Source organism: Bacillus sp. EE-W1, from assembly GCF_009760835.1.
In the GTDB taxonomy this organism is placed as follows: domain Bacteria; phylum Bacillota; class Bacilli; order Bacillales; family Bacillaceae_G; genus Bacillus_A; species Bacillus_A wiedmannii.
Window position 1 is genome coordinate 196,131 of sequence record NZ_WIPE01000060.1, and the last position, 14,106, is coordinate 210,236.

9 protein-coding genes and 1 pseudogene are annotated in these 14,106 nt (G+C 35.0%); all 10 read left to right on the forward strand.

The annotated features are described in order from the left end of the window. Window positions 1–29 precede the first annotated feature (29 nt). The gene (locus GFJ36_RS12470) at window positions 30–2,414 is read left to right on the forward strand and encodes a phage tail protein (RefSeq protein ID WP_098230546.1); all 2,385 of its coding nucleotides are present in this window, start codon (window positions 30–32) and stop codon (window positions 2,412–2,414) included. After that, complete coding sequence (locus tag GFJ36_RS12475) at window positions 2,411–3,094, forward strand: hypothetical protein (protein WP_098230547.1); 684 nt, start codon at window positions 2,411–2,413, stop codon at window positions 3,092–3,094. The genes GFJ36_RS12470 and GFJ36_RS12475 overlap by 4 nt, the downstream gene beginning before the upstream one ends. Continuing rightward, entirely contained in the window at window positions 3,091–4,635 is a 1,545-nt protein-coding gene (locus tag GFJ36_RS12480) for a hypothetical protein (protein WP_098230548.1), read from the forward strand. Before GFJ36_RS12475 ends, GFJ36_RS12480 begins: the two co-directional genes overlap by 4 nt. 10 nt (window positions 4,636–4,645) lie before the next feature. Further along, a complete protein-coding gene (locus GFJ36_RS12485) occupies window positions 4,646–5,029 on the forward strand; it encodes a hypothetical protein (protein WP_016513542.1) in 384 nt (127 codons plus the stop codon). 44 nt (window positions 5,030–5,073) lie between these two features. Next, window positions 5,074–5,448 (forward strand): Low copy number virion structural protein, encoded by a 375-nt coding sequence (locus GFJ36_RS12490; RefSeq protein WP_098230549.1) that lies wholly within the window; start codon window positions 5,074–5,076, stop codon window positions 5,446–5,448. 12 nt (window positions 5,449–5,460) lie between these two features. Then, window positions 5,461–5,838 carry a Low copy number virion structural protein gene (locus GFJ36_RS12495; protein ID WP_098230550.1) on the forward strand — a complete coding sequence of 126 codons (378 nt, stop codon included), beginning with the start codon at window positions 5,461–5,463 and terminating at the stop codon, window positions 5,836–5,838. Window positions 5,839–5,851: 13 nt separating this feature from the next. Beyond that, the gene (locus tag GFJ36_RS12500; RefSeq protein WP_098230551.1) at window positions 5,852–7,210 is read left to right on the forward strand and encodes a hypothetical protein; all 1,359 of its coding nucleotides are present in this window, start codon (window positions 5,852–5,854) and stop codon (window positions 7,208–7,210) included. 16 nt (window positions 7,211–7,226) lie between these two features. Beyond that, window positions 7,227–8,963, forward strand: a complete 1,737-nt coding sequence (locus GFJ36_RS12505) for a hypothetical protein (RefSeq protein WP_098230552.1) — start codon at window positions 7,227–7,229, stop codon at window positions 8,961–8,963. Window positions 8,964–8,984: 21 nt separating this feature from the next. Beyond that, on the forward strand, window positions 8,985–11,450 hold the full coding sequence (locus tag GFJ36_RS12510) for a hypothetical protein (protein ID WP_098230553.1): 2,466 nt from the start codon (window positions 8,985–8,987) through the stop codon (window positions 11,448–11,450). 15 nt (window positions 11,451–11,465) lie between these two features. Further along, window positions 11,466–14,106 (forward strand): annotated as a pseudogene (locus tag GFJ36_RS12515) (hypothetical protein); the annotation flags it as partial.

The window sequence follows — 14,106 nt, forward strand, 5'->3', positions numbered from 1 at the left end:
AAACTTCCTAGTTAGAAAGGGGGGAGTGAATGTTTACAGAAGTATTCCAGTTGTTTGGTACAATTGGAATTAAAGCAGATGAAGCTTATAAGGATTTAGCAAAGTTTGAGGAAAGTTTACAAAAGGCTTCTAAGAACATACAAGAAAAATTTCAAAAACCAGCAGAAGTACTTAATCAAATAAATGGCCAAATTCAAAAATTTGGTAACGGAGCGACCAATGTTTTTGGGAAGATTGGTAACAAAGCGGATCAGGCATATAAAGGTGTAGAAAAGTTTGAAGAGAGAGTGCAAAAAGCCTCTAATACAATGCAAGAAAAAATCCAAAAATCAGCAGATTCTCTTGGGAATATTAGCAAGCAAATGCAAACGTTTGGTGACACTATTTCAAATAAAGTCACAAAACCGATAGAACAAGTCAATAGCAAAGCTTTACAATTTGCTAACGATTTGGAAGGTTCTCAAAAAAAACTACAGGATATGCTTGGGTTAACTGAAAAAGATGCAAAGAGTTTGGCTGGAACTATTCAACCTATCGCTCAACAAGTCGTGAAGATTTCCAATATAGTAATACCATCGTTGAAGCAAACGGTTGAGTTAATCAAATCTGTTTCTAGTCTTATATCCAAGGCGAGTGAAATCATTGGTGGCCTTGTAAATATAGTTAAAACATTAATGCAAATACCGGGTGCAATTACGGCGATTATTAAAGATGCCTTAAAACTTATAAAAGTTTTTAGTGAGTTTGCACAAATATTGACTGGTCTTGGAAAATCAATGTTTTCATTAGTATTAAGCCCATGGGGCATTGCAATAATTGCAATGGTTGCTTTAGTATATGTGCTGTATAAAAATTGGGATTCAATTGTGAAATATACAAAGCAGGCAGTACAATGGGTCAGTGATATTTGTTCTAAAGGCTGGGATGCTATCGTTAAAGTCGCGAAGTCAGTATGGGATAGCTTGTCAAAGTTTTTCTCAAGTTTTTGGGAAGGAACAAAAAAAGTATTCCAATCTGCGGTATCGTTTATAGATAAAATACTTAGCGGGGCATGGAAAATAATTACTACTGTCATTACAATGTATATCAACATATGGAAAAAGACATTTGAAATTGGTTGGAATTTAATAAAAACGATATTTAATACAGTGCTAAACGTAATAAAAGGTGTTGTTAAGTTTGCTTTAGAATTTATTAAAAGCTATATTTCTACTGCTATTAAAACATGGCAAAATATTTTTAAAACTGGCTGGGATATCATAAAAATAGTTTTTACAACGGTGCTAAACTTTTTGAAATCATTTATAAGTGGTGCATTTCAAGCAATTCGCAGCATAATTACGACTGTGATGAATGGGATAAAAACCGTCATTTCTACAGCGTGGAATGGAATAAAGGTAATTTTTACGACTGTATTAAACTTCTTAAAATCAGTTGTAAGTAGTGTGTTTCAAACAATTCATAGCATAATTACGACTGTAATGAATGGAATAAAAACGGTTGTTTCTACGATTTGGAATGTAATTAAAACAATTTTTATAACTGTATTAGAGTCCATAAAGAATTTTGTGGTTACAGCATTTCATTTTATTAAAAACACAATTACGACTGTAATGGATATCGTAAAGTCTATTATTGTAACCGCATGGAATTTTATTAAAGAAACAATAATAGTTGCTGTTCGGACATTTGTTAACTTTGTGGTGGATAACTTTAATAAGATAAAAAACACAATATTTAGTGTTGTTGGTGCTATTAAAGATTTCATAGTAAGTAACTTTGCAGCAATTAAAAAAGCTATCGTCGGAGCGTTTGACGGTATTGTTGATACAGTAAAGGATGTATTCGGTAAAGTTGGTTCTATAGTTAAGGGGATAGCAAACGACGCTGTAAGCTGGGGGAAAGATATTATTGCTGGTATTGGTAAAGGTATGACATCTATGGCTGGCTGGGTTGTTGATAAAGCTAAAGGCGTTGTAGACGGAATACCAAAAGCGGTTAAAAGTTTCTTTGGTATAAAATCTCCTTCTCGTCTAATGATGGAGTACGGCGGATATATTACAGAAGGTCTTGGTGTAGGGATGGAAAAAATGATCCCGGCTGTGGACAAGGCTTCTGGATTGTTAAATAAAGCGGTAGTTCCACCGAAACCGATGCAACTAGTAACGGATGTATCTACCCGAATTGGACAAATGGGGGCACATTCTGCTGATATGATTGGAAAAGCTGCACATCCATTTGCGGGGCACTCTTCTGTTGAAAAGAAAACAGATAAAGGTGTTACAATTCAAAATGCTACATTCAAGGTTGCTGTTGAAAAATTGCAAACCGCAGAGGATTTTGTGAAAATGAGAAAATTACTACAAAACGTAGTTGCTGACGATCTAATGGGAATGGCGGTGCGGAATGTATGAGTATATTAAAAACATTGCATAGAAGAGCTGGTTCATATCATCTCTTATGGGATGCTACAGAATTAAAAAGTACAATTAAATATACTATTAATTTTTCATGGCCTGGGACATATAACTTTTCTTTTATGTCCCAAGTTCCTATTGGTTCTGATGGTATGTTACCAGATAAATACTTTATTGTTCGGGTAAATGGTATTGAAAAATTTAGAGCAAGAGGTGCTTATGCCTGGGAAGCAAGAGAAATTTTTGTTGGCGCAGGGCCACAAACAATTGAATTTACAACAAGCGGTTACGGTTCTTCTGACATAGCCTATTTGCGTGATGTTTATTATCATGCATATGGACCTATACCTACAATTGCAATGATTGAACAAACGAAAATGCCTAAATCCTTAAACGGATTAAAAAATTACAATGTTATGCATGGATATCCTCGTTACCAAAGTACTGGTAATAAAGGATGTGAAGTAGAATTTACTGCTTTATTCAATGATATCAGTCATTGGCGTGAGTTCATGAGTGAAATATATCGCCCTCATATTATTACAGGTGATTACGGTACCTATGGTGGTATTATTCCGCCTAATGAAGTTGATGCAATACGTAAAGGAACGCTAGTAATAGCAAAGTGTAAATTAATATCTATGTCACAAGCAGGTATTGGAGTTGATGGAATGTGAGAGAAGGATCTATTTCTTTAATCAGAATGTTGGGGAGCTATTTCCAAGTGGGGAATAATGCTCCTAATTTAATTGTTTATATGAAAAAAAGAGAATCTTCTTCTTATGTACAAATACAACATCGTGTAATGAGCCTGGAAGTGCAGGAGAACGCAGATCAGTTCGCAAGTACATTTTCTATTACCTTTGCTAATGAATATGGGCAAATGGCACCTGATAACTGGTATGGTAAGTTTTCTTCCATTCAAGAATGGTTTTACAACAGTGAAGTAACAAACACAAACCAACTATATCCGCAGACTGAGTTTAAGGTTTCTATCGGTTATGGTGAAGAAGCTTTACCGTATATACATGGTTTTGTATCTGACGTAAAGGTGAATGCCGAAAGCGGCACAATATCAGTTACCTGCACAACATCTTATAAAAAGGTTCTACAAAAATCAGTAATTCCAACGCCGGGATCAGATGAAATTGTTGCACCTACCGGTAATGTGTATGATGTAGTGAAATTCTTCCTTGAAAAAGCAGGAGTTACATTACACGGAAGTAGGGTAAACATTCCCGGTACAAATCAAAGCTGGGTTATTGAAGGAGCAACAGGAAAGAGATTTCAAAAATGGGATGAGATTGTTCGCGATATCATAGATACAACATTCCATTATATTAAACACGAACCAGACGGAAGTTGTACATTTATGAAAATGCCAGACTATGCAATTAATGAGCCTGCAAAGTTTAGTTTTAGAGAAGGCGAAAACCTTATCTCTTTAGATATGCAGCTAACTGACCAGGATATAAGTAATAGCATTGTTGTTAAATGTGGAGATTATGCAAACGGATTTCTTAATTCGTTTCTATTAAAAAATGTATCGCAGGGTGATTTACGAGAGGAAATGATAGAAGTTCCCTGGGCGACAACGTTTTTTGCAAGACGAGCGGTTGCTGCAGCTTATCATTTAAAAGCAATCCAGAAGTTCAGAACATTAACTGTAGCGGTCATTGGAGATCCTAGGATTCAATTATTCGATGTGGTTTCTGTTTACAATAGAGATTCTGGGCAACAATGGAACTACTTTGTTAAAGGAATTAATACCATGATATCTGCTGATGATGGATTCTATCAAACTTTAGATTTATCTGTTAACTATGGGTATGAACCAGCTCCATATACAGATATAACTGGTATTACAGTAAATGTAGATACATTACGTTTAAAACTTTGGGATTGGGATGTAGAGGATGGCGATTTATTAAATATTTACTGTAATGATAAATTAATCGAAGAAAATTATTTCATCCGAAACAATCCGACGTATGTTGATATTCCGCTTGAATATGGCGTGAATATTATCGTATTTGAAGCAGTGCGAAACCCTAAAGGAATTCTTACAGGACGTTTGCAAGTACTAGATAAGCAAAATAATATCTTGTTTGATTATGGTTCCTTACCGGATTTATCATTTCCTCGGGTAAATCAAAACAAAGATCACTATTATATCCAACGACCAGCAAAAACTTGGTCTGTTACGAGGGTAAATTAGGGGTGATTCAATGATAATGCAAAAAAACTTATATGATCCTATTATGTATTTAATGAAAGGGTTAATTGATAGGGAATTTTACAGCGGTGGAAAACCAATACCTGGTAATGATCCAAATGACGTATTTAAAGAAGGCATGACCGAAGGATATACGCTTATTCGTGATGGTGCTCGTTTATCTGCAGTCGATGGAGATAAATATTTACACTATGATTTAGCTTTTAATGCACACAGCATGCTAGAAAAGGTTCTTGTCTCTCATAAAGTAACAGGAAAAGAAATGGAGATACAATTAATATACAATGCACAAAAGCAATTAGAGCGTGTGCAGCCGAGACTTCTTAATAAAGGTAACGGTATACTATCTGATTTAACAATTCCCGATGTGTCGTAATGATGCACGGGAATTTTTTAATATAAGAAAAAGGGTGATTGCTCTTGTTTGAAACAACCTATTTAGCCGGTGGTCGATTAGATCCACCTTTTCATCCAACAAAAACAGAACCATTCGTACCTGGATTCATTATGGATTCCACATCATATAAAACGGATGAAGTGAAATATATATTACCCGCAGACATGGAGATTTACGCAATTAGTGTTAGTTCTTCCATTTACGAATTAGATGATAAATGGGATTTAATCGTGAATGGACAAACTGTTTGCCAAGATATTTATACAAAGCGTCTTCCAGAAGGGATGCACTTTATGGTTTATAAAGCGGTTAAAACAGGAGACACGATTGTATTCCGATTCCATAACCAAGGAATTCTTGCTAAAACTGTTTGGTTTGAATTGCACTTTTTAAGATAAGGAGGCGTACTTATGAGTTTTGCAATTAATTATATGGCAGGTGGAAGATTCGATGCGCCTTACTTCCCTACAAAAACAGAGCCATTCATACAAGGGCGTAGGGTTGGTATTCATGATGAAATTCATATAGATAAGTTTTCATTGGCATTCGAAACAGAAATGATTGCTTTTTCTGTTGCTGCTTCACATTACAGTGATTCGGACTACTGGAATTTATTTGTTAATGGCCAACAAGTGTTTAAAGACATTTATGTAAAAGATGTGCCGGAGGGGTTTAATTTCTCTATTGTAAAACCTATACCTGCTAATGCCGAGCTAAAGTTCGAATATCACAATGCATCTGCAGAGAAAAAAGTTGTGTGGCTTAATTATCAACTATTAAAAGATTAGGAGTGTGAAATAAATGGCATACGTTGAGAAAATCGTTACAGAAGCAGAATTTCAAGATTCACTCATAAATTTAATGACTGAAAACGGTTGGAAGAAAGTCAAAATCTTTTATAAATACATTTATAAAGAAAAAGAGCAACCAATTTCAGGTAAAACTACTAAATTGTATAAATATTGGTGTGCAAAACACGTTATTTTGCAAAATTCCGATGGTGGTATGTACGGAATCGTGCAGACCTCGGCTTGGGAAACTAAAACAAAATTAGATATTGATTTGTCTACAGAGAAAGGTGAAACAGAATTTCGATCTTACGTAGAAAATAATCCAAGGTATAAAGATCGTTCTTGTATTTATCTATACATGATAGAACAAATTCCAAATTATCAAGACAACAGTTTAATCCCTATGGGCGCTCAGGACGGATCTGAATTCCAATCCATAATTGATGTTGAATTATCCGATGTTAAAGAAATAAAAACTCCAAGCAAAAATCCGAGTACAGGTGAAATTTATTACAATTACTCTTATGAATACACTGATGCTCCACAACTCATGATGTCACCTTGGGTAAAGTGTTCTTTTAGAAATCCTAAACTAACAAATATAGATGCCGATTCGAATTGGTGGCCAGATTCAATGGTTCGTATTACAGGACAAGTAGATAAATCTCGTGTCGTACTTTTGATACAAGCAGACAAAACACCTGCATTTGATAATAACTCTGTTCCTGTTATTCCTGTTTATATGGGGAAATTAGAAAGTTATGCAGCTGATGACACAATCGCTGATGCTCTATGGGCGGGAACAGCTTATGACGAAGGGCCAGAAGCGAACTCGCATAAATATGACTTTGAAAGTAAAACTCCATTTAGGGATGTTAAAAAATATATGCCGAGAACAAAATCGTATCCTAAAAGCCCAGGTAATGGTATAGATAACATCATAATTAAGCGATCACGTTTTGGAGCAAGATATCAAGCACATTATCTAGCTTGGAATGTACCACCTAACATGATGCCACCAGATAGAAAAAGTACAACAGGTGGCCAGTATCCGAACGCGTGGCAGAATCATGAAAATGATGAATACAAATATCAATTTAACCCTTCTGTTTACAGCAATAAAGTCCATACGTCACGAGCGTATATTGTTCATCCAGAAGAAGGTGTTCGTGGTTATATGCCTTATATCGTTCTACTATCTCCTTTAGGTTTATTAAATGGGGATAAATTGAAAGTAAGACAAAATACTTGTCCAGATACTCATGACATTTATCGTTTCTTTACGGTCGATGCAATTTCACCAATTACAAAGTTACCTGCTACTGCTTATAGACCAGCTGGTTTAGGAATCTATGAAAAAACAAGATAAAGGCGGATGAATATATATGTGGTTTGATAAAATATCGTATTTACAAACATTACCGATTGAATTGGAAAAAATATTTACTACTAATGGATGGGATAGAAAGCTATTTTTCCGTATTCGTAGTGGGATTAGTAAATTTATTGATGTTCGTTTATTTGAAGCAGCTGGTAGTGATGGGGAACGTAGAAAATTAGGAGTAGCTACTGCGTATGATACAAATGTAACTGATTTTACCGATAATCGATACATTACAGCTGATTCTCCCTTAGGAAAATTAGGTGTAGGAGATGGGACAAAGAAAGCATTTCAAATGCCTGTATTTCCAGTAACGGAAAGCTCTCTTATTATTTATATAAATAGTATCGTGAAAGATAAAAAAAGTTACACAATAAATGCACATACTGGGGAAATTAAGTTTACTGATGCACCAGCGAAAAACGATAAAATTACATATGAATGTAGACTTGCTAGTGATGCTTACGAACCTTCTAACGACATGATTTTCTTCACTTATAGTAAGTATTTTATTGAAAAAGAATTAAAATTATCGGATCAATCAAGTAATTTAGGGAATGGGAATGGAACCAAAACGGAGTTTCAATATCCGTTCCCTAATTTTGATGAGTCTCGTACCATTTTTTATAAAAATGATGTGATTATTCCACCAGAAGAATACACATACACAGAAACAAAAGTTGTGTTTAAAAAGGCACCCGCAAGTACAGAAAATATTAAAATGGCTGGATTCTATACAGTTGAACCTAAAGCAGATGGAACAATAGATACACTAACGGCAAAAACATCATTTGATACAGAGGATATGTTAAGCATTATGGGTGAAGTATATTCAGCGCTTAATTTCGCAAATCCTTCACCCTATACACCAATTAGCTTTACACCCGAACGACGCTTTACAAGAGATTGGAAGCGAGATTCAGTGGTTTATCTGTACGGCAATGCCAATAGAGATCGTATAGCAATGTTTATGCGTGTAGATCCAACACCTGCTCCCGTTCGTGCTTTATTCGTCCCTGTTTATATCGGCCGAATGTATACATTTGAAAATGCTCCGCGAAGAAATATGATAATCGCAGCAGGTTGTCGTACAGGTGACCAATTTGTATATTCTGCAAATAAAAAGGTCGGAAATACAACGATAGATTACGGAGAAAGTACAAGTAACGGTAATGAAACGGTACAATTAGCACAATCTTATACAGGCTCTATGTACCAACATCATTATCTTTCTTTCATTACTCATAATATGGATGTTGATAATGGTCAGGGGCGCTTTAATCCGTCTGTGTATAGTGGTAAATATCATCTATCTCAAGTGTATATTGTTCATCCTAATGATGGGTATGTAGGTAAATTAGATGATGTCTATGCTGTTCATCCGAAAAACATACAGCAAGCTGATGAATTAGAAATTGAAAAAACAGTTTCTAATGAAGTGTTAGGAAAAGGTGACGGGGCGCGTAAAGTGTTCCACTTAGAACATAAACCTAAAGGTGATACCTTAAAGTTACTACGATCTTGTATAGAGGTACCAAAGGAAGAATATGTGTACAATTCCGATGATAAAACCATTACATTTAATGAACCACCGGTAAATGACGCTGAAATTATCGCTTATTATGAAATGGCGCAATTATACCGCTATACATTACCGACCACACCTGTTTCGCCTATGACGCAAGCAAAAGCAACGCCTTTCAATCCAATTGGCTTAGCGATCTACAAAGAAGATATCTAAAAATAAGGGGGTAGCAGAAGAATGAGTGAAAAAGTTTATTCTATTGCTTCCCCTTCTATATGTACCAAAGAAAAAAGTCATGTTGTCATCGTTGGCTCTGGACCCAATAGAAATGAGAGAACCTACTCTTTTTCTATTACTCCAGCAAACACAGAAAATAAGAATGATGTTTATTATCCAATTTGCATCGCTCCATACGCAAGGCACAAGGCGGTTAGGGAAGATAATGCAGCAGTTACTGGTACGAAAGTACGAGCTAAGGGAATCTTATCCAGAGTCATTGAAGAAGCACTAAGACAAAATGAAATGGATGCTTCTATTTCTGACTCAACTGATTTCAAATTAAATCGAATTATTGATGTGGCCAATTTAGAAACCCAGCAGTCTCAACGTATTGATAGTATGCCAATGCAATTTATTTGTGCGGATGAATACATACAACATGAACGAATTTTCGATATAGACCATATCGAAGGGGTAGAGAGCGAAAGACCAAATGAAAGAAACGACGCAGTTGTGCATCATGCAAATGAATCACAACTTATAACCAAAGAATACGATGCAGCTCAAATCATAGAGCAGGATATATTGAAAAATAAATTACGTGAGTTCGTAGCGGCTGGTATTAATGAATTACCAGAATGGGTAAAGGTCGCTCGTGTGCTATATGGCGAAGAATTTTATGGAGATATAAGTTCAATTGTAACTAGGGAAATGCACGGAGAATATAACGAGTGTGCTGTATCAAATATCGTTTCTTCAACCATTGATGCATTAATTAACACAGAAGATTGTGGTGAAACAAAACGAAAAGAAATAGAAACTCGTTTCCCAGATGATTACGCAACATTTACAACAGAAAATGAATTACAAGCTTCTTTAGAAGAATTTGATTTATTCGATGGAATGGGAACTCCTGTTTATCTTCCAGATTACGACTTGTTCGCTAGAATTCAAAGGGAATTAGCAACGAACATTGAAAAACAGCATGATTTTGAACGTAAGACAATAATAGAAAATGCAGATTTACTTCCAAGTGAAGATTTAACAACTGCAAAAAGAGAGCCTGTTATAGATGCTACGCATATAAACTTTGACTCTTCTATTCGGATGAATGAGCTTTTTACACATTCAATTACAGTAGGAAATTCTAATAAACAAGTGGATGTATATACAATAGAAAACATCGAAACTAGTGAATTTGAAAGAATAGATGATCGGAATGCCAATATCGTACAAACTCATCATTTTGAACGCATTGTAAGAGAACATGTTTCTGTTAAGCTCAATACACAAGAATTTGTAAAGAAAGAAAATGTGTTTGTCACAGCGTTTACAAGTTCACAAGAAAGTGAAATCACTTCTCGTGTGTTATCTGTTGAGGAAGTATCTGTAACTTCAAATGCAATCAAAATACAGAATACATTTGAAACACAAAAAATCATCACCAATGAATTTGAACGATTAAACGAATTAACTGCCAACACTATTAATGTAGACGATTCACAGCGTTTATTAAAAGAAATACAAAGCTCGTCATCAGATGTAGCATTTGCAGATGTCTCACATGAATTACAAGCGAATGTAATTAAACTAGAGTGTGCAGATAAAGAAGATGCAGGAGTGCTTGTACTTATATCTGAAAGTTCTTCATCCGAAATAAAAGCACGAGAAATGATTACCAATGTAGATTATAGTGCTGTGGCTAATAAAATAACAAACGAATTACAGGCTTCTATAGAAGAATTTGATTTATTTGAAGGTATGGGGATCCCTGTATATCTTCCGGAATTCGATTTATTTGGTCGTATCCGAAAAGAACTAGAAACACGAATTACACTTTTCGAAGATACTTCTAAAACATTACAAATAATGCAAATGCAAATACAACAAACAATTGAATCTGAAAAAGCAATGAAAGAACATACAACTGCAGTTATTAAAGAAGTAGCTTCTGACATCGTTCCAGTTATCTTAGATGCTGAACATATATCATTAGACATTTCTTATAAACAAGCGATACAACAAGCCTTTATTACGGAGCAAGAGTCCTTTAACTTTATACGTGAATTTGAAGGCGGAATTATCTCTGACATAACACCAGCTGATAAGGAAGTTATAACAACAGATACAAATGTAATTGAAACTGTAGATGCAGCAAGGGAATCTGAACAATATGCAATCGGTAGTGAACAAGAATTATTAGAACGACAGGCTAGTGTAGAAGTTGTAGTTAATGAAGTAGGTATATTTGATAGGGAACATGAATTAGGGAGCGTTATAGAGGAATATGAACGATTTAAACGTACACCAGAACGAGAATCAGTTCTAGAGGATAATGAACTATTCAAAATGGAGAGAGTGCTAGATACAGTAAAACCAGATGAATTAATAGTTATCGAAAAGGAAAATGATGATCCGAAGTTATGGCTGCGTCATAGCCGTCAATCTTGGTGGACAAATTCAAACTGGAAGAAAACGAGATAAAGAGAGAGTGATAAAATGGCAAGACAATTAGGAAAAAACCTATTGCAACCAGAACCAGGGTGGACTCGTGAATATTGCTTTTTAGAAAATGCAAAACCAGGTATGTTTTTTTCAAATGTAGACCTAGATAATAAAATTACGGGTGATAAATGGCGTGCAGTAGGTGATACTAACAGATTAGAGCAGAATAGTGCCTGGTATGTTGGTGATACATTAGGTCGTTCATTTTATTTTAAATTTACAGGGACTTCAGTTCGTATTTTATTAAAAAATTTTACAACTCATGCATATAACATTACAGTCACTATAGATAATATAAGCTATGTTGGCTCGGTACCTGCTTATTCTAGCGAATATTCTCTTGTCGTATTTGAGAAACTAGATCTAATTAAAGGTGAACATAACGTTAAAGTAACCACAAATGGATATGCTTCTGGGGCACCTGGAACTGCTTATACGTTTATAACTGCTGTTGATTACGCGGATTTAAGCGCAAATGTCGGTGATGTACTTACACAACCGGAGCCAGGTTGGAGTCGTTTTGATGATAGAAATAGTGCTATTAGATATGAAGGGAATTGGCAAATTTATAATAACCAGTCTTCCGGTGACGGTTATCTGGGTAGTTACCATATAAAAAATAATGACAAAGATAAATTAGGTCATGTATTTTTCAACTTCACGGGTACCAAGTTACGAATCCTAGCATATAGAACAGATGGACTTTATTTTGATAACACCAAAATAGTAATTGACGGAGTTACTTACGACATACCTAGAGTTGATAAACCCTCATCTGTAAAGACTGTTGTTGTATTTGAAAAGACTGACCTTAGTCCAGGTATTCACTCTGTTGATATGTACGACTATTATTTAAACTTGGATGCTATAGACGTGGGTCAGGGTGAAAGTATTGTAGAAAAAGCTAAAGTAGGGGAAATATTAAAAGAACCCGAACCTGGTTGGCAGCGACATAAGTTTAATGAAAAATTAGACGATGGTACAGAAGCTATAAAATACTATCCGGAAGGTGCATGGATAGTGAGAGACTCTGGGGATTATACACATACAAAAAATCATGTTGGTTATTTAAGATTTAAATTCTATGGTAGTGCTATCAGAATTATATCAACGCACTTTAGCGACACTGCAACGAATACGAAAATAACCATAAATGGTAAAACAAGTTTCCATAATTTTAGAGGGAATGCAGATGGAGACCTACTATCTTTTGAACAAGTAAATCTCCCCTTAGGTATTCATACAGTAGAAATTGATGCCAATAATTCTGGGAAATCAAATTTATCTGCTATAGATTTAAAAGATGGTGAGTACCTTGTGCCTTTAATTAAAGTTGGAGAAGCTTTACTTCAACCAGAGCCAGGTTGGACCCGCTATGATGATACAAGTATCAATATTAAATATAGTGGTCCGTGGTCTTTTAGTTTAGCAGATACCGGTAGTTATAATAACTCCATACATTACACTGTAGAAAATGCTGGTGTTACATTTTCATTTTATGGAAAATTATTAAGGATTATTGGATTAGTAAGTACGGGTTATAAAAAAGCTAATATCATCATAGATGGTAAGATTTTAGATGAAATAAATTTCAATTCCGCAGTAACTGAAAGATCCATTCTTTTGTACGAGAAAAAAGACCTAACTGAAGGAAAACACACCGTTACAATATGGGGTGAATATATTAATTTAGATGCAATTGATATTAATGGAAGTGGATTTCTTATTCCTCCTGTTAAAGTAGGTGAAAGATTAAAAGAACCAGAACTTGGTTGGAAACGTTTTGATGATAGGGACCAAAGAATATTTTATGAAAACCCCGACGGAGGATCTTGGATACAAATATCAGTAGATCCTACTGATTACTATAACGGAACACTTACATATAAAGAACATGTAGGAATGCCACGTTTAAAAGTTAAGTTTAAATTTAAAGGAATCCAACTCAGAATTCTTGGTACAAGATTTACTACAAACCTTTCTAAATATGAGGAAGCTAAGATTCTAATAGACGGTGTTCAATATGTATATAACCAAAATGGAACATCCAATCAATTTTGTACATTACTATTTGAATCACCAGTCTTAAACCAGGATGTTCACACAGTAGAAATCACGACCGGTAAAGATCCATTTGATTTTGATTGTATAGATATATTGGGTGGGGACTTATTTTTACTTGCTAAAGTTGGCGATGTACTTACACAACCGGAACTAGGTTGGAAACGATTTGATGATACGGATAGCAATATTAAGTATGAAGGTAATTGGGTATTAGTAGACAATCAAACTAATTATCATAATTCTACGGCACGTTATAAAAATTCCATATATCCAAGCCCTGTTGACAATAGCGCTATATCTGCAACATTCAAGTTTAAGGGAACTAAACTTCGGATTATCGGTGTTTCTAACAAACTGTATGATAGTAATGCTCAAATAATTATTGATGGTAATCCAGAAACAATTAGCTTTTATGCTAATAGAGATGTTTCACCATATAGACTGCTATTATTTGATAAACAAGGATTGACAGATGAAATTCATACTGTCGAGTTAAAGGGTATATTCATGAACCTCGATGCTATTGATATTAATGATACCGGAGAGCTACTTCCGATAGAAACTAAAAAAG